Raw genomic sequence first — 17,810 nt, 5'->3', positions numbered from 1 at the left:
TAAAGCACATGGACCACATTACTATTGTGGTCCATGTGCTTTATTAGTAATTGTTTTATTTTTTTCCACTTGTGCCATCCATTGTTTAACTGTAGCTAACGCTTTTTTCATCGCAAATGGCCTTGGTACATGGCCTTCATCCATTTGGTAAAATGTTTGATAAGTTGTACCAATATGTTTCAATTGTGTTTCCAAATAATAGGCTTGGTGAATCCCTACTTGTTTATCTTTTCCTCCGTGTACTATAAGTATCGGCGGACTATCGGCATGTATATTAGTTATCGCATCTCTTTGCTTATATGCATTTTCTTTTTTCTTTGGATGTCCAACCATCCTCCTCAACATCCCCCTTAAATCTATTCTTTCCTCGTACATGAGACGAATATCGGACACACCACCCCAAATAATATAACTAGTTATAGGCAAATCCTGAAATGTAAGTAACCCTTGTAATCCACCTCTAGAAAAGCCTATCATATGAATATAAGCCTCTGGATATAGTGTATTTAATATTCGTATAGCAACCGTAACATCATTTAAATCTCTGCCATAAAATTCATCTTTGCCTTCACTACCATTATTACCTCTATAATACGGCCCAAATACAAGTGTTTGCGCATCTGAAAATTGCATTAGTCTCCCTGCTCTTACTTTGCCGACTTGCCCTTTACCACCTCGCAAATATACAACAATTCTCTTTACATTTTTATGAGGTTGCATTAATAAACCTCTAACATTAATGCCATCTACTTTGTAAGTGACTTCTTCAAAAGTATGGTCAGGTACTTCTATAGGCATTCTTTTTTTATGCATAAAATCCAAGTTCGATCACTCTCTCTAAACATTGTAAGATTGCAGCATCTTTCAATAAATAACTTTTACGTTCTTCTTTAATGTCTGAAATACTATTGAAAAGTAATGGACCTTCAGTTTCTAAATAATCATTTTTGGTTTGTAATCGATCTACTTTAACCATAAAAACATCTTTTGTAAACGGTAGACTATTTTGTCGATTAACACAATATTGAGCAATATAATGTTGGTCTTTGATATTTATAAGCGCACCTGTTTCTTCAAACAATTCCCTTTCACACGCTTGTTCACTCGATTCTCCTTCTTCTCTTTTGCCTCCTGGAAATTCTATGCCTCTTAATTTATGTTTGGTGAAAAGCAATTGTCCTTGATATATAGGAATAACCAAGACATGATCACCATCCGGGATGTCGTTTTCATCCTTTAATGATAAATAGACATCATCATTTTCTTTATCTTTAAACTTCACAAACATCAAACTCCCTTTATATATGTTAAACTATCATTGCTATGTAAATTGTTGGAGGCAAAATATTATGAAAAAAATCTTTCTAAGTCTTATCTATATATATCAACATTTCATTTCTCCGATGACTCCGGCTACATGTCGTTTTTACCCCACCTGTTCTGAATATACAAGAGAAGCTATAGAAGTTTTCGGACCCATCAAAGGTACTTGGTTAGGTGTTAAACGTATTTCAAAATGTCATCCACTCCATAAAGGTGGATTTGATCCAGTACCACTAAAAAAAGATAAAAAGCATAAACTTTAATTAATCTGAGTTAAATAAAACTTGTTTACAAAAGGAGGTTCAAAATAAATTGAGCCTCTTTTTAATATGCCCGAATGCGCTACAATATCATTTTCAAAATAAAATCCGTGTGGTGTAATATCACTTGGATAAGTGGCATATCGTGCTAATAAAGCCGTGAAATAACGACTCAAACCATATTCATACATACCACCAATGACAAATTTCACATGTTTTTGTTCCAATATTTCAATTATTTCCATGACTTTATCAAGGCCGCCGAGTCTAAATGGTTTTAATACCACAACTTCAATTTTATAATTTTCAACATAATATAAAATTGCTTTCAATGATACTGCCTTTTCATCAATGGCTATGGGAGGTAATTCAGAATCTTTGAAATCTTTTAATTTTTGTATATCTTTAAAAGGTTCTTCTAAATAAAGTATCTCGCTGCTAGAAAGTAGCATAACTTTCTCAAATTCACTATTTTTAACTGATTCATTAGCGTCAATGACGATTTGAGATTTAAATGGCAATCTCTTCAACTGTATTACATCTTCTAAAATATTTTCAGACCATTTTATTTTTACGCGTTGTGGTTGTGTGTCTTTTAAGTTGAAAATATGTTTATATGTTAGACCACTAACTGTAGCACCATAGGGTACATTAAACGTTTCCAATTCGTAAAAAGCCTGATAACAGGCCATCACAATCATACTTCGTGTAGCAGGATATTGCTCCAAACATTGAAGTGCATTTTGTACATCCGAAAAGCGTTCAAATTCATGGTTTTTATATGCTTCAAACCACTTTATTGTTTGGTCATAAACTACTTCTATTGTTTCATCTGCATACCAATCTGTTTCAAAAGCGTTACACTCTCCAAAATAATGTATATGCTTATCAGTTATAAACTCAACAAAAAGTGCTTTACGCCTGTCCATTGTTACTTTAGGAGTAACGATTGCATGCTTAAAATAATTATTACAAATATAAAGTTTCATTTCACTCAATTTCATAATTGCTCACGCCTAATTTTTTAAATGTTTTCGTTGCAATTTACCTGTAGATGTATAAGGTAATTCTGTTGCATGTTTAAAATATTTCGGGATTTTATACTTCGCTATATGCGTTTTAAAATGTGCCAATAATTCTTCATTTGATAATTCTGTTTTTGAAACATAATATAAATAAGGTACTTCTCCCCATGTACTGTCATGTTCCCCAATACACATTGCATCAACAATTGATTCATGAAGTTTTGCCACAGATTCTATTTGATATGGATATATATTTTCGCCACCGCTAATAATTAAATCTTTACGTCTGTCATAAATCATTACATAACCGTCTTCATCAATTTCTGCAATATCTCCCGTTTTAAAATAACCATTTTCAAAAGTAGCCATTAAATTCTCAGGATATAGATACCCATTCATAACGTTATCACCTTTGATAAGCAGTTCTCCATGTCCTTGATCGTTAGGGTCTTTTATTTTAACAAAAACATTTTCACTTGGTTTTCCAACAGTATCATATCGCTTCGCTAACATATTTGGTGATGCTGTTAAAAATTGAGAGCATGTTTCAGTCATTCCAAATGAATTATAAATTGGCAATTCTGATTTCAAAGCATTTTCAATTAAAGTACTAGAAAGTTTAGCCCCACCCAACAATATCTTTTGTATATTAAATGGTTGATCCAAACCTTCTTCCATTAACCATTTTAAAGTTTGTGGAACCAATGATACATGTGTTGGTAACTCTTTTTGGATTATTTCAAGAATTACTTGTGATTTGAACTTCGCTGCAATACGTACTGTAAAGCCTTCCATAAGTGCTCTTAGTATGACACTTAAACCAGATATATGATAAATAGGTAACACAGATAACCATTTTGTGTCTTGACCAAATCCTAAACTTTCTTTACAACCAACTGCACTTGCATAATGATTGCTAAAAGTTTGAGGAACTGCTTTTTGTGGTCCAGTTGTTCCAGATGTAAACATAATTGAAGCAATTCGATCCAAATTGAATATAGCCTCAAACGTGTTGTCAGAAACCTCTTTTCTTAATTCATTAAAGTCAATTATCTCTATGTCTTGTAACAATAAATTGTTAGTAGTAATAACTGTATCGGTTTCTATAGAGTATAACTGATTTTGCATTTCTTCTTTGGTTAAACGCGTGTTTAGCATCACTATTTCTACACCTGCTAACCACAACGCATTAATCAAAGTAATAGATTCAATTTGATTTTCTATATATATACCTATACGCTTTTTTTTCAATTGTTTTATTTGATAAGCTAATCGACTTGCCTCGTAATACATTGAAGCAAAGGTAATTTTATTGGTACCATCATCAATAAATATTTTATCTCCATTTTGTTTTGCTTGCGTTTTCAACCAAAATTCCAATCTGTCATTCCTCCATCTCATTGACCATTATAACGTTTTTACTTTGATTTAACAGAGTTGATGCATTTTATTAATTACTCTTACCGTAAATACATATTTATACTATTTGTTTACATTTCTTTTGTAAAACAGTCAAAATTTAAGTTGTATGCGATGAATTTTGGTGATATGATAGTAAAAATGACTTCGCTTTCAAATAATTATAAGCACATAAACAAAAAACTGTCTATGAAAGTATTTCTCGTTATCTTAATAGATTATTAAAGTGTCAGAGGTTCGAACTCTTCCCTCTCCTATACTTATAGCATAATTAGATAAGAAGAAAGATAAACGTTTTTAATTATATATATATGATGAAGGAGATAAAAATAAAATGAAATTTATCAAATACGAAATTGAGCAAGGCTTATATTATGACTTAATAACAATATATGCAAAAACAAACAAAAATACCCCGTTTCATTTCACTTTTTCAGAGAGCCATACACTAAAAGAAGTAAAAGATAGATTAGAAGACATTGCAATTAAAATTGATAAACCATAACGCTTAGTATAATTAATCATTAAGTAAAGAGACGGCATCCCATATTATTTAAAAAGATGGTTATATGATGATTCTTAATCTATCAATAACAAAATAATAATACTAGAAAGCCTTGCACCACAGGTAATACTGAGTTAATTTGTCAACGCTTTGGTCAATGGCGTAGAATTATATTTTTGGCCATTTTGACCATGAAATGACAAAATATTAAAAACCTATGCAAAATAAAAACACCGAAACCCAAATATATCAAAGGTTACGGTGTTTCAAAGAAACTCAAATTATGTAATTAACGGAGAGTGAGGGATTCGAACCCTCGAGACGCTTGTGGCGCCTACACACTTTCCAGGCGTGCTCCTTCGGCCAACTCGGACAACTCTCCAATATAGAATTAAAAAAACAGAAGCGATATTTCACTTCTGTTTGTATGACCCCGACGGGACTCGAACCCGTGTTACCGCCGTGAAAGGGCGGTGTCTTAACCGCTTGACCACGGGGCCATGGCTCCACAGGTAGGACTCGAACCTACGACCGATCGGTTAACAGCCGATAGCTCTACCACTGAGCTACTGTGGATTAATTTGAATGGAGCGGGTGATGGGAATCGAACCCACAACATCAGCTTGGAAGGCTGAGGTTTTGCCATTAAACTACACCCGCTTGATAACGATTATGGGGCGGTTGATGGGAATCGAACCCACGAATGTCGGAACCACAATCCGATGCGTTAACCACTTCGCCACAACCGCCAAAAATAAAATGGTTCAGGACAGAGTCGAACTGCCGACACATGGAGCTTCAATCCATTGCTCTACCAACTGAGCTACTGAACCTTAATAGTAAATCAATAATGGCGGTCTCGACGGGAATCGAACCCGCGATCTCCTGCGTGACAGGCAGGCGTGTTAACCGCTACACTACGAGACCAAATTATGTAATTGCGGGAGGCGGATTCGAACCACCGACCTTCGGGTTATGAGCCCGACGAGCTACCGAACTGCTCCATCCCGCGTTAATATTATTAATGACGCCTACCTATTAAATATACCATATTGCCATTACAAAATCAACATTATTTTAAAATTAATTTACAAATAATTAATTTATAATTAAAAATTAAATGTCATAATGAGTGGTTAAGCCCATCTCATTTCTGAATACTTATTTAGTATATAAACTTTTATTACTTTCGTCAATGCTTTCATTAAAGTATTTTGTGTAAAAAAGGAATATAACTATAATATTATAATTTTAGTTGATAAATGACACAAATTTATTTGTTTTTATAGCTTGCCGAAGTTTATTCACTTAAAATGTTGGCAAGCTATAAAAAACTATTCACTTTATAATTAAAATTATAGAAATTATTGTCTTACTTTATGCGCGATGTTTATAAATATCCAATCTACTTACTCATGATACCCATCATTTTACTTTGCAAGTTTGTAAATGTTGTGAAACCATCATCTTCCATGAAGTGTCCACCAAAATCAGTGACTTTACACTTGCCATCTAACGCGTCCATTAAACGCTTTGTTTCTTTGTAAGAAACATGTTTATCATCCTTTGCACATAAACCATAAAATTCATTCACTTTTTCTTTAACTTTATCATAGTCGATGATTTTATCATCTAATTTTAACGACTCATCAATCTCTTGTGCATCCTCTTTAAATCCTGAAATACTAAATAAGCCTTCAATATTGCTTAGGTCTTTACTTTGAATAAATTCAAGTGATGCAATTGTACCTAAACCATGAGTTACAAAATAAGTATCTTGTTTACGGATATGAATTTGTTCATTCATAACATTGATCCATTTACGTATATCACTATTTTGTTCTTCCGGAATATTAAAAAGTGTAACTACATAACCTTCCAAGGTAAGATTATTTGCTAACCATTCATACCAGTGATTCGTTGAATCACCTAACTTCGAATGTACTATTACTATATCTGTCATAAATCAATCCCCCACTTTACAAATATTACTATTAAAGTATCTCATAAATTTCACACGTATTGTAATTCTCATCTTAATAAAAAAAGTCAATTCTACAATAATTAAAAATTATCAAGTAGAAAATGACTTTTTATTATTTATTTAAATTTCATTTAAAATCTCTTCCACTGCATCTTTACCTTGTTTTATACAATCTGGTAACCCTACAGCTTCAAATGATGCACCTGTAATACGTAATTTAGGATAATTATTTCTAATATGTGATTGTATCGCTTTAATTTGTTCAATATGTCCTACTTGATATTGCGGCATACTTTTTGGTAATCGATTTACAATACTAAAATCAGGTGCGCCTTTAAAGGTCATCATTTTACTTAAATCTTTTTTCACAATTTTCACGATTTCTTCGTCTGTGTGATCGTCAACTACAGTGTCACCTGGTTTACCAACATAAGCTCTAATTAACGCTTTACCTTCAGGTGTTGTAAATGGCCATTTCTTACTTGTCCATGTACAAGCTGTAATATTGGTATCACTTGTACGAGCAATAACGAATCCTGTGCCATCATAGTTATTGATGATATTTGCTTCGTCAAATGCAAGTACAACTGTTGCTACTGTAGTAGAATCCATGTTTTTAAAATAATCGAAAGCAGGATCATTACCAAACCATTGTAAGAATTTTTGATGTGGCGTTGTAACTAGAACACTGTCATGAATATGCTTTTCATTATCTGTTTTTATTACATATTTTTTCTGTGAAGCAGTAATATCGCGAACTGCAGTTTGATACTTAATATTAACACCTTTTGCTACCAAATCATCTTTTAAATGTTCTATAAATGAACTCAATCCATGTCTAAACTGTTTAAATTGTCCCTTAGGTGCACCAGGATAAAGTTCACGTTGTTTGATTCTTTGCGCTTTCTCATATCGCATTCCTTTAATAAGGCTTCCAAATTGTTCTTCTCTCTCTTTAAATTCAGGAAAAGTACTCATTAAACTAAGCTCATCGATATTTGTACCATAAATACCACCCATTAATGGTTCTATTAGGTTTTCTAACACTTCGTCACCTAATCGTGTTCTAAAAAATTCACCTACCGACATATCGCTATTCATGTCTACTGTTTTTTTAAACAAATCCATTCCAGCTCTTAATTTCCCCAACGGAGAAATTAATTTGGTTTTTAGAAATGGTTTGATGTCTGTCGGTATTCCTAATATAGACCCCCCAGGAATCGGATAGAGCTTGTTTTTAGCATATATATACGATTGCCCAGTTTTATTAGTAATAAGTTGATCTTCAAGCCCTATGTCTTTGGCTATGTCTGTCATAATTTGTTTGCGCCCTAAATAGGATTCTGGACCTAATTCAATGGTATAACCTTCATTTCGGTATGTTTGAATTTTCCCGCCTACTCTATTAGAAGATTCATAAATTGTGACATCGATATCAGGTCGTTTAGATTTTATAAAATAAGCACTAGATAGACCAGTGATGCCTGCCCCAATAATTGCGATACGCTTAGTCAATGTAATTCACGCTTCCTTTAACAAACATTTTTTATCTCATCAACGATTGCACCAATAAATAGTAGATCTGTATTAGGCATTGCTGGACGGAAGTAATTGATTCCTAATTCATCACAAATTATCTTACATTCATAATCATTATCGTATAATACTTCCAAATGTTCACATACAAAGCCTACAGGTGTATAAATAAAATTTTTATAATTATATTTTTCGTATAAATTTCTTGTTAAATCTTGAACATCAGGTCCTAACCAAGGTGTACCTGTATTACCTTCCGATTGCCATCCTTCAGCTACATGAATGATGTTCGATTTAGCTTTTAATAATTCAGCAGTATCATGCAATTCGTTTGGATATGGGTCGTTATTTTTTTCGATAAGACCTTTTGGTAAACTGTGTGCTGATACAACTAAAACTGTTTCATCATGTTCCTCTTTTGGTATTTGCTCTAAAGTTTCATTTACCTTTTCAGTCCAATATTGGATAAATTTAGGTTGTTGATAATAATGTTCAACATGTTTTAAAGTAATACCATATTTATCTGCTTCTTCTTGTGCACGTTTGTTATAAGAGCCCACTGAAAAACTAGAATAATGTGGTGCGAGTACTACAGTCACCGCTTCTTCTATGCCTTCTTTGTGCATAGCTTTTACAGCATCTTCAATAAATGGATGAATATGTTTCAAGCCTATATATAACTTGAAATTAACATCTGTATACTGGTTATTCAGCTCTGAACATAAAGCTTCAGCTTGTCGATTCGTAGTGCCTGCGAGTGGTGATAAACCACCAATAAATTTATATCTATCTTTTAAATCTTGCAATTCTGCTTCTGTAGGTTTTTTTCCATGTCTAATATCTGTGTAATAAGCTTCTATATCACTTTCTTTATAAGGTGTACCATAAGCCATTACTAATAAGCCTACTGTTTTTGCCATTTTAAAATCATCCTTTTATTTAAATTTTTTAGATGTAGATGACATAATTAATTGTAAATCTTGCTCACTATGTTTATGTCTAACTATCTTTGTGTATATTCGTGAACAAATGTAGTAATTCTTTTTAAAGTTTCAGGTTTAACTTGTGGAAAAACACCATGACCTAAATTAAATATATGTTTGCCATGAGCTAAACCTTGATCTAAAATAGGTTTTAATCTTGCTTCTATAACTTCCCAAGGTGCTAATAGTAAAGAAGGGTCTAAATTTCCTTGTAATGTTTTAGTTATATTTAAATCATTTGCTTCCTTAATGGATAGTCTCCAATCTAAACCTAATACATCTATTGGTAAATCATTCCATTCATGTACTAAATGACTTGCACCGACACCAAATAAAATAACTGGCACATCATGTTTCGCTTTAATTCCATTAATCAACTTTTTCATTGCTGGCTTTATATAATATCTATAATCATGGACGTTTAATGCACCAACCCAAGAATCAAATACTTGAATAATTTCTGCACCAGCTTCTATTTGGGCAGTCGTGTAAGTGATGGACATATCAACTAAATGATCCATAAGTGCGAACCATGTTGCTTCATCACTATACATCATCGCCTTTGTAAAATTATAATTCTTAGAAGGACCACCTTCAATCATATAGCTTGCTAATGTAAATGGCGCACCTGTAAAACCTATCAATGGCACATTTAATTTTTCTTCAGTTAATAATTTTATTGTATCTAATACATATGGAACGTCCCGTTTCGGATCAATTTTCCCTAATCTTTCAACATCTTGAATAGTTTTAATCGGATTATGAATTACTGGACCTATCCCAGACTTAATTTCTACATCAACGCCTATCGGTTGCAACGGTGTCATGATGTCTTTATATAAAACCGCGGCATCCGTATTATAGTTATCTACTGGTAAATGTGTCACATATGCACACAATTCTGGTTGATGTGTAATTTCAAATAAAGAGTATTGCTCTTTCAATTTTCTATATTCAGGCTGTGATCTACCAGCTTGACGCATAAACCACACAGGTGTGTGTTTAACTTCTTTGCCCTTAATCATATCTAGGATTGTATTATTTTTATTATGCACCTTGTAATCCTCCTACATTATAATCATTCTTATTAATATTACCATATCCATTAATTTACCGTATTCAATGTATAGAAATGTCATAAAAATGACAAAGTGTGTCACTTTATGATCTTAATTATTTGACTATTGTTTTCTAGCAGAAATCAATTATAATACTGTTAAAGTCTATTTTACATTTATTTGAAATATTAGAAGTATATATAGTAAATTATAATAGTTATCCAATGTTTCTTAAACAATTCAAGGGGGAAAATTTATGAAAATATACGCATCTTACGGTACATTTGGTTATTTGAATCAAATTAAACTGAATAATCCGACACATAATCTATTACAATTTTCAGCTTCTGACTCTTCAGTCATTATAGAAGAAACAGAAGGTGAAACTGTTTTAAAACATCCGTTAGCTTATGACATCATTAAATCTGAAGGGAATTTAGATGAAAATTACTTCTATTCTGTTATTTTCATACCAACATCAGAAGATCATGCTTATCAATTAGAAAAGAAATTAGAAAATGTAACAACTGATTTTAAACAATTTGCTGGTTACAGAAGTTACCGTTTTTTAAAACCAAATCAAGGATTAACATACAAAATTTATTTTGGCTTTAATAGTCGTACAGACTATGAGGATTTCAAAGCCTCTGCCGTTTTCCAAGACAACTTTGATAAACTTGCACTAAGTCAATTCTTTGGTTCTAGTGGTCAACATTCTAGTTACTTTGAAAGATATTTATTCCCAATTGATGATTATTAATTAAAAATCGCTACTCAAAATTAGCACTAAGCTAAAACTTGAGTAGCGATTTTTTAATCTGTTAGCAAACTTTCTTGATATTTCAGTTTTTTAGTTATATTTCTAATCGTCAACCATCCTACAAGAAAGAATATCAATCCAAATAAACTATATTGTGGGAGAACAATAGCAAAAGTAACAATAAATATCACGCCTATAAAACACATTAATCTATTTAAAAATTGTTCATACCCTTTTATCACCTTACTATCAGATACCGGCCACACTTGAGGCCATAAACCATATGCTTGTTGTGTATAAAATTGAGCCATTTGTAACAAAATTATATACATAAACAGGCTACCAATTAATAAAATTACGATAACTTGATGTAACCATATCATCATAACTAAGGCTATAATTATCAAGCGTAATATAATATTAAATGCGTCTTTACCTCTAGCAAAACTTCTAATAAATAAATAAAGATACATATAGTTGTCATTAAATTTTTTAGGTTTTGGTTTCCACAATAACGGATCTAAATAGCTTCTCCTTACTGCTTTCTCTTCTAATTGTTTTACATCTGTAAACATATTTACAAATTTATAATAATTCATATGATGTTGTTGTTCTGTATTAATCATATGCTCCCATGGGAACAAATAGTCTTTGTTTAAATGTTTTATTAACAGTGTCAATGCAACAAGTATAATAACTGAAAAAATACTTGAAATATTTTTAGGATCTAAAGCTACATAATAACCAGATGTAAATATTACAAACAAAATGCTAAATAATGACCAGCGTTCAAGTCTAAATTTATACCATTGCCATTTCAATAATAAACCTAAGAGTGGGCATATAATTGCTAGTCCAGCAAAGATAATATAAAAGCCAAACGTTTTGTTATTAAGCACATAAAATAATGGAAATAATATAATAATTAATAATATTTGTATAGGTAATCTAGTAACATAACTATACATCAAACTCTTTTTCATATATTCAGACATATGATTTTCAAACGGCAATAGAAATAATTTATCTGCATCTTTCAATAGAGTCCTAATTGGAAACATAGAAGTAATGGCAGTGATTATACTTGCAATTAAGGCATAATTAATATGTTTAGGTATTGATTTCAACCAATCTCCATAGCCCAAAATAAATGCACCTAATAAAATCACAAGAAATACGGAAAAATGACCATTAAATATAAATTTATTATAATAACTTTTCTCCTTTGTGATTTCTTTTTTTCTTACATCAAATAATTGTTTAGCTTCCTGTCTCATGAGTTCTGGCCACCTTGGGTAACATATATATATATTTCATCTAAGGTTTTACCATTTAATCCAGTTTGTTCCCTTAATTCATCTATATTACCGAATGCCACGATTTGACCTTTGTCCATTATTAAAAATCTGTCACAATATTTTTCAGCAGTTGCCAAAATATGTGTACTCATCAATACAGTTCTATTTTCTTCTTTTTTTTCAACCATTAAATCAAGCATAGATTGAATACCTAAAGGATCTAAACCTAAAAATGGTTCATCAATGATATATAGTTCTGGATCCACAATAAATGCACAAATAATCATTACTTTTTGTTTCATACCTTTAGAAAAATGACTCGGAAATATATCTAACTCATTTTCTAACCTAAATGTTTTTAATAATGGATTTGCTCTTTTCATAGCTTCTTCTTTATCAATATTATACGCCATTGCAGTCATGTTAATATGTTCTTGCAACGTTAATTCATCGTATATCACTGGTGCTTCTGGAATATATGATAATTTTCGTCTATAAGTTTCTACATCTTTTTTGATATTAATATCTGAAATTGTTAACTGCCCTTCCATCGGCGTTAATAAACCTAACATATGTTTAATAGTAGTACTCTTTCCAGCACCATTCAATCCTATCAAACCAACAATTTCTCCTTTTTTCAATTCAAAATTTATATCTTTAATCACAGGTCTTTTGCCATATCCACCTGTTAAATGCTCTACTTTTACTGTCATAAGGCACCTCCACAAATAGTATTGTATCAAAAATCAAACATTGTTCATAAACTTACTGCAAAAAATGACGGAAATTAATCAGTAATGCTATAATGGTTATTAAATATCTGACAAGGAGTGAAGATTTATGTCCGAAACAATCTTTAGTAAAATAATCAATGGTGAGATTCCTAGTTATAAAGTATATGAAGATGAATTTGTTTATGCATTTTTAGACATCTCTCAAGTGACTAAGGGTCATACTTTATTAGTTCCTAAAAAAATCTCTGCAAATATCTTTGAAACAGATAGTGAAACAATGAAACATATAGGCGTTGCTTTACCTAAAGTAGCAAACGCAATTAAAAACGCATTTAACCCTGATGGTCTAAATATTATACAAAATAATGGTGAATTTGCCGATCAATCTGTCTTCCATTTACATTTTCACTTATTACCAAGATATGAAAATGAAGTAGATGGTTTTGGTTATAAATGGGAAACACATGAAGAAAGTATAGACGATGATCAGAAGAAAAAAATTGCAGAAGAAATTGCAGCTCAATTTAATTAATTATGCATAGCTGATATGATATAGGGTATATTAAAATTATTAATGGCTCAGAAATTTTAGAAATGAGGAGAATTTTTATGAAAACAGCTCAATTATTACTAGGTCTTGGTGCTGGTGTTGCAACTGGAATTGGTGTTGCATTAATGAATCGTGATAAGAAAAATTCAAGCCAATACGTGACAGAAGCGCGTAAACCTACAGGTGCTGAATCTGAATTTGATAGAGAAATCAATACAATAAAACAAAACGTCAATGATATTGTAAATTACATTGCTCAAATCAAATCCGAAAGTACTGAAATTGGAAGCACTATCGGTGACGAAGTAAAAACGATGATTGGCGATTTTAAATCTGATATCGATCCTAATATTGAAAATTTGCAATCTCATATTGAGAATTTACAAAATCGTGGCGAAGAAATTTCAAAAGCGTTTGAAAAAGATAAATAATAAGTTTGTTAAATAAGAGTTATGACTTAGTTTTTAAAAGAGTTATAACTCTTTTATTTTTTACAATAGATTTTTTAAACATTTGAAATAATACTAATTCAGAACTAATTTATAGTCTTATAAATTTCTTTGCTCAAGAACAATAACGTTCAACAAGTGTGTTTTCCTAAATAATCATTCAATCTCTAAAATTAGCATGAAGTTAAACTTGACGATTGCATTAATACGTTAGATAATACGAAAGTATATTCAATATATTTTAAAAGGAGTATGATTGCGTAATGTATTTATGTACACGTCAAATAGATATTAACGCTCGTTTTGGCATACCTAGAATTGCTTTCCTTAGTTTTGCTACTACAATTATTACTTTTTTAATTGCATACGAACTATTATACTTCTTTTCAAATACCAAGTTAACAGATGATCACTTTTTGATATTTTTAATTTTAGTGGTACTTTTGTATCCATTACATAAATCAATCCATTTATTATTTTTCTATCCCTATCGTAAATCATTTAAAAAATATAAATTAGTAAAACGTAAACCTGTGCCATTTTATAATGTGTACGTAAATACACCTGTTAATAAATATTACTTTTGTTTTGATTTAATCACGCCTGCTTTATTTATTACAATTATCTGTGCTTATGTAAGTACTTTAATTCCGCAATATGGTCATTATTTAATGTTTTTAATTGCTTTAAATTTAGGCTATTCAGTTATGGATTTTCTTTATTTAAAAATTATATTATTTTCAAATGAAGGGGCTTATGTTGAAGAACATCAAACAGGTATTAATATTTTAAATAAAGTATCCTCAAATTTGAATAATGAACTTGATTAAGCAAACAGCAATGTTTGCTTTTTTTATTTAATGCATTCTTTTTTACTTAAAAAGCTTACAACTATAGTCGTATATATTAGGTTTCTAATTGGTGAAAACGACTTTATATGTTATATTTACGTTGTTATTCTTACAAAAGGAGTTCCCAAACATGAAAACATTTAAAAAAGTTATAATTCCTGTTACTGCCAGTGCATTACTATTAGGTGCTTGTGGTAATAGTGCTACAGATTCTAAAGAAGATACAATCATTTCATCAAAAGCTGGCGATGTTAAGGTTGAAGATGTAATGAATAAAATGGGCGATGAGCAAGTTGCAAATACATCTTTTTCAATTTTATTAAACAAATTGTTAGCAGATAAGTATAAAGATAAAATAGATACTAAAGATATTGATAAAGAGGTTGAGAAAGAACAGAAGCAATATGGTGGTAAAGATCAATTTGAAAGTATGTTGAAACAACAAAAAATGTCACTTAGTGACTATAAAGAGCAGAAAAAATTACAATCTTATCAAAAAGCACTACTAAATGATAAAGTAGATATCTCTGATAAAGAAATCAAAGAATCTACGAAAAAAGGTTCACATATCTTAATTAAAGTTAAAGAGAATAAAGATGACAAAGAAGGTTTATCAGATAAAGATGCGAAGGCAAAAGCAGAAAAAATCCAAAAACAAGTATCAGAAAATCCTGATAAGTTTGGAGAAATTGCCAAAAAAGAATCCATGGATAAATCTTCAGCTAAAAAAGATGGTAGTTTAGGCTATGTTATCAAAGGACAAATGGAAAAAGATTTTGAAAAAGCACTATTCAAACTTAAAGAAGGTGACGTTTCAAAAGTAGTTAAAACGGATTATGGTTATCATATTATTAAAGCAGATAAAGAAAATGACTTTGATAAAGAAAAAGGTAAGCTAAAATCACAATTAATCCAACAAAAAGTACAAAAGAGTCCTAAATTATTAACTGACGCTTATAAAGAATTATTAGATGAATACAAAGTAGATTATAAAGATCGAGATATCAAAAAAGCTATCGAAGATTCCATTCTAGATCCAGATAAAATCAAACAACAACAACAGCAGCAACAACAACAGCAAGCGATGCAACAAGGTGGAGCTGGTATGACCTCTGGACAATAAAATCATATCTCAAAACTTAAATAAAGCAAATGCTATTATTAATAGCATTTGCTTTATTTTTTTATCAATGAAACGAACTTATATTTCTTTATTAGGGGCATAAGCGATAGTATTTTATTTTTTATATTAATATACAACATATGATAAATACTTGTTCAAACTACTCACACTAAGTCAAATTATCCCATGAATAAAAACTACTGACGCATCCCTACTCTACTACAATATATTACATATAAGTTTTCACGGTCAAAACCGAATGAGTTCACATATAAAAAGGACTAGTCCATGCAAATGATATGCTCCCTTCAAAGTAGACACTTAAAAATGTAAACTTTGAAGGGAGCTTTTTTATGACTCATAGAAAATTATCACCTGAAACTTATCAAAAAGCTTTCAGCTTATATGAAGAAGGATATAGTATGAAAAATGTAATTCAAAAATTAAATTTAAATTGTTCTCCTAGAACATTATTGATTAACTATTATAAATTTAAGAAGCATGGAATAAAGGTGCTTTTACCAATTCAGAGAAATAATACCTACTCAAATGAATTTAAGCTTAAAGTTGTGCACGAATATATAAATGATGGCCTATCTTTAACTGATTTAGTAGTTAAATATAATATCCCCACTACTTCAACTGTAAACAAATGGATTTCAAAGTATTTGTCGGGTAAAATATTAAAAACATATTCTCCAAAACCCGAGGTGTATCAATTGAAATATAAATCATTAACATTTGAAGATCGTGTAGAAATCGTTGATTATTATATGAATCATGGCCAATCGTATAAGACAACAGCAAATCATTTTAACATCAATTATAGCCAAGTATATAACTGGGTAAAAAAGTACAACTTGCATGGATATGATGGGCTTAAAGATGGACGTGGAAAAGGGAAACCCCAGTCTGTATTAACACCTGAAGAGGCATTAAAAGCTGAAATTAAGATACTTAAAGAGAAAAATAAATTTCTTCAAATGGAAAATGACGTTTTAAAAAAGGAAGAAGAAATAGAAAGGAAGTTGATGAAACAGGCATCAGACAAAAAGCATCATACCAAACGGTAAAAGCATTTAAAAACCTTTATCCGATAGCTTGGTTATGTTCAGTATTAAAGATATCACGTTCAAGTTACTATAAATGGTTACATCGCAAACCATCAAATAAAGAAATTGAAAACCAAAAATTGATCAAAGATATCGTTGATATCTACAATAAATACAAAGGCATATATGGATATCGTCGTATATACATATATTTAAGACTTAAACTACATCAAAAAGTAAATCATAAACGTGTCTATAGATTGATGAATCAACTGAATCTAAAATCTACTATCCGCCCTAAAAGAAAACGATATATTAAAACAACACCTGAAATTACAGCACATAATATATTAAATAGAAAATTTGAAGAACAAATCCCAAATAAAAAATGGTTAACTGACGTTACAGAATTCAAACTAAGCAATGGTAAAAAACTTTACTTAAGTGCTATTTATGACTTAGGCAGCAAACAGATTATCAGTCATAAATTAAGTACCTCAAATAACAATAAATTTGTATTAGATACGCTCAAAAAAGCAGTCAAACTTGTGCCGAATACCGAAGGTATACTCTTACATAGCGACAGAGGATATCAATATACAAGCAGATTATTTAAAGTTACGTTAGAGCAACTTGGTATAAAACAAAGTATGTCACGACCAGGATGTTGCATAGATAATGGACCTATGGAAGGTGTATGGGGAACTATTAAAAGTGAATTGTTTAGAGGAAGAAAAAAAGTGATTTTTAAAGACAAGGCTACAGCAATAAAAGCAATTAATTCATATATAGAATTTTTTAATCAAGAAAGAATAACATTAAAAATGGCTACCCTTATATCGTAAATATAAGGTAGCCATAAACATTTTGTTTTTTTCACTGTCTACTTGACAGGGTGCA

At 30.9% G+C, this 17,810-nt stretch carries 18 protein-coding genes and 8 tRNA genes; 8 read left to right on the top strand and 18 right to left on the bottom strand.

Annotation, left to right across the window (positions count from 1 at the left end; translation table 11 throughout):
* Positions 1 to 21: 21 nt before the first annotated feature.
* Positions 22 to 822 (bottom strand): alpha/beta hydrolase family protein, encoded by an 801-nt coding sequence (locus NST87_RS05295; protein ID WP_019468062.1) that lies wholly within the window; start codon positions 820 to 822, stop codon positions 22 to 24.
* Positions 806 to 1,288: an RNA deprotection pyrophosphohydrolase gene (ytkD, locus tag NST87_RS05290; RefSeq protein ID WP_026034750.1), complete on the bottom strand. Its 483-nt coding sequence runs from the start codon at positions 1,286 to 1,288 to the stop codon at positions 806 to 808. The genes NST87_RS05295 and ytkD overlap by 17 nt, the downstream gene beginning before the upstream one ends.
* Positions 1,289 to 1,349: 61 nt before the next feature.
* Between ytkD and yidD the strand changes: the two genes are divergently transcribed.
* The gene (gene yidD, locus NST87_RS05285; RefSeq protein ID WP_019468060.1) at positions 1,350 to 1,586 is read left to right on the top strand and encodes a membrane protein insertion efficiency factor YidD; all 237 of its coding nucleotides are present in this window, start codon (positions 1,350 to 1,352) and stop codon (positions 1,584 to 1,586) included.
* Here yidD and menC read toward each other — a convergent pair.
* The gene (gene menC, locus NST87_RS05280; protein WP_019468059.1) at positions 1,583 to 2,587 is read right to left on the bottom strand and encodes an o-succinylbenzoate synthase; all 1,005 of its coding nucleotides are present in this window, start codon (positions 2,585 to 2,587) and stop codon (positions 1,583 to 1,585) included. The two genes, yidD and menC, sit on opposite strands and share 4 nt — an antisense overlap.
* 12 nt (positions 2,588 to 2,599) lie before the next feature.
* Entirely contained in the window at positions 2,600 to 3,988 is a 1,389-nt protein-coding gene (menE, locus tag NST87_RS05275; RefSeq protein ID WP_064264383.1) for an o-succinylbenzoate--CoA ligase, read from the bottom strand.
* A gap of 373 nt (positions 3,989 to 4,361) precedes the next feature.
* On the opposite strand from menE, the gene NST87_RS05270 reads away from it, so the two are divergent.
* On the top strand, positions 4,362 to 4,532 hold the full coding sequence (locus tag NST87_RS05270) for a hypothetical protein (protein WP_019468057.1): 171 nt from the start codon (positions 4,362 to 4,364) through the stop codon (positions 4,530 to 4,532).
* Positions 4,533 to 4,825: 293 nt separating this feature from the next.
* On the opposite strand, the gene NST87_RS05265 is transcribed toward NST87_RS05270, so the two are convergent.
* The 12 genes from NST87_RS05265 to hemE form a co-directional block, all read right to left on the bottom strand.
* Positions 4,826 to 4,914, bottom strand: a tRNA-Ser gene (locus NST87_RS05265).
* 46 nt (positions 4,915 to 4,960) lie between these two features.
* Positions 4,961 to 5,032 (bottom strand) — tRNA-Glu (locus tag NST87_RS05260).
* 1 nt (position 5,033) lies between these two features.
* Positions 5,034 to 5,108, bottom strand: a tRNA-Asn gene (locus tag NST87_RS05255).
* A 10-nt stretch (positions 5,109 to 5,118) separates the two neighbouring features.
* Positions 5,119 to 5,192: transfer RNA gene (locus NST87_RS05250), tRNA-Gly, on the bottom strand.
* A gap of 13 nt (positions 5,193 to 5,205) precedes the next feature.
* Positions 5,206 to 5,281 (bottom strand) — tRNA-His (locus NST87_RS05245).
* Positions 5,282 to 5,292: 11 nt separating this feature from the next.
* A tRNA-Phe gene (locus NST87_RS05240) sits at positions 5,293 to 5,365 on the bottom strand.
* A gap of 18 nt (positions 5,366 to 5,383) precedes the next feature.
* Positions 5,384 to 5,459: transfer RNA gene (locus tag NST87_RS05235), tRNA-Asp, on the bottom strand.
* 11 nt (positions 5,460 to 5,470) lie between these two features.
* Positions 5,471 to 5,544 (bottom strand) — tRNA-Met (locus NST87_RS05230).
* A 393-nt stretch (positions 5,545 to 5,937) separates the two neighbouring features.
* Positions 5,938 to 6,495 carry an alpha/beta hydrolase gene (locus NST87_RS05225; protein ID WP_019468056.1) on the bottom strand — a complete coding sequence of 186 codons (558 nt, stop codon included), beginning with the start codon at positions 6,493 to 6,495 and terminating at the stop codon, positions 5,938 to 5,940.
* Positions 6,496 to 6,636: 141 nt separating this feature from the next.
* The gene (hemY, locus tag NST87_RS05220; RefSeq protein WP_019468055.1) at positions 6,637 to 8,031 is read right to left on the bottom strand and encodes a protoporphyrinogen oxidase; all 1,395 of its coding nucleotides are present in this window, start codon (positions 8,029 to 8,031) and stop codon (positions 6,637 to 6,639) included.
* 17 nt (positions 8,032 to 8,048) lie between these two features.
* Positions 8,049 to 8,972 (bottom strand): ferrochelatase, encoded by a 924-nt coding sequence (gene hemH, locus NST87_RS05215; protein WP_340721373.1) that lies wholly within the window; start codon positions 8,970 to 8,972, stop codon positions 8,049 to 8,051.
* A gap of 83 nt (positions 8,973 to 9,055) precedes the next feature.
* Complete coding sequence (gene hemE / locus NST87_RS05210) at positions 9,056 to 10,090, bottom strand: uroporphyrinogen decarboxylase (RefSeq protein ID WP_019468053.1); 1,035 nt, start codon at positions 10,088 to 10,090, stop codon at positions 9,056 to 9,058.
* Between the two features lie 259 nt (positions 10,091 to 10,349).
* Here hemE and NST87_RS05205 point away from each other — a divergent pair, with 259 nt between their 5' ends.
* Positions 10,350 to 10,853: a hypothetical protein gene (locus tag NST87_RS05205; RefSeq protein ID WP_019468052.1), complete on the top strand. Its 504-nt coding sequence runs from the start codon at positions 10,350 to 10,352 to the stop codon at positions 10,851 to 10,853.
* A 53-nt stretch (positions 10,854 to 10,906) separates the two neighbouring features.
* Here the strand turns inward: NST87_RS05205 and ecsB are convergent, their stop codons facing one another.
* Positions 10,907 to 12,130, bottom strand: coding sequence for an ABC transporter permease EcsB (gene ecsB / locus NST87_RS05200; RefSeq protein WP_040030386.1), 1,224 nt, complete (start codon positions 12,128 to 12,130; stop codon positions 10,907 to 10,909).
* Positions 12,127 to 12,864 carry an ABC transporter ATP-binding protein EcsA gene (gene ecsA, locus NST87_RS05195; protein WP_019468050.1) on the bottom strand — a complete coding sequence of 246 codons (738 nt, stop codon included), beginning with the start codon at positions 12,862 to 12,864 and terminating at the stop codon, positions 12,127 to 12,129. The genes ecsB and ecsA overlap by 4 nt, the downstream gene beginning before the upstream one ends.
* A 127-nt stretch (positions 12,865 to 12,991) precedes the next feature.
* On the opposite strand from ecsA, the gene NST87_RS05190 reads away from it, so the two are divergent.
* From NST87_RS05190 to NST87_RS13780, 5 genes are all read left to right on the top strand, one after another.
* The gene (locus NST87_RS05190; RefSeq protein WP_019468049.1) at positions 12,992 to 13,417 is read left to right on the top strand and encodes an HIT family protein; all 426 of its coding nucleotides are present in this window, start codon (positions 12,992 to 12,994) and stop codon (positions 13,415 to 13,417) included.
* A 77-nt stretch (positions 13,418 to 13,494) separates the two neighbouring features.
* Positions 13,495 to 13,866 carry a YtxH domain-containing protein gene (locus NST87_RS05185; RefSeq protein WP_019468048.1) on the top strand — a complete coding sequence of 124 codons (372 nt, stop codon included), beginning with the start codon at positions 13,495 to 13,497 and terminating at the stop codon, positions 13,864 to 13,866.
* A gap of 281 nt (positions 13,867 to 14,147) precedes the next feature.
* On the top strand, positions 14,148 to 14,714 hold the full coding sequence (locus NST87_RS05180) for a DUF3267 domain-containing protein (protein ID WP_019468047.1): 567 nt from the start codon (positions 14,148 to 14,150) through the stop codon (positions 14,712 to 14,714).
* Between the two features lie 151 nt (positions 14,715 to 14,865).
* Positions 14,866 to 15,858, top strand: a complete 993-nt coding sequence (prsA, locus tag NST87_RS05175) for a peptidylprolyl isomerase PrsA (RefSeq protein WP_019468046.1) — start codon at positions 14,866 to 14,868, stop codon at positions 15,856 to 15,858.
* Positions 15,859 to 16,211: 353 nt separating this feature from the next.
* Positions 16,212 to 17,755, top strand: a protein-coding gene (locus NST87_RS13780) for an IS3 family transposase (RefSeq protein ID WP_437129139.1) whose coding sequence is annotated in 2 segments (ribosomal slippage) — positions 16,212 to 16,886 and positions 16,889 to 17,755 — 1,542 coding nt in all. Because the reading frame shifts where the segments join, the coding sequence is not laid out codon by codon here.
* Positions 17,756 to 17,810: the final 55 nt, after the last annotated feature.

This window comes from Staphylococcus sp. FSL W8-0271 (assembly GCF_038006605.1).
In the GTDB taxonomy this organism is placed as follows: domain Bacteria; phylum Bacillota; class Bacilli; order Staphylococcales; family Staphylococcaceae; genus Staphylococcus; species Staphylococcus cohnii.
This window is presented reverse-complemented; position numbering and strand designations above follow the sequence as displayed.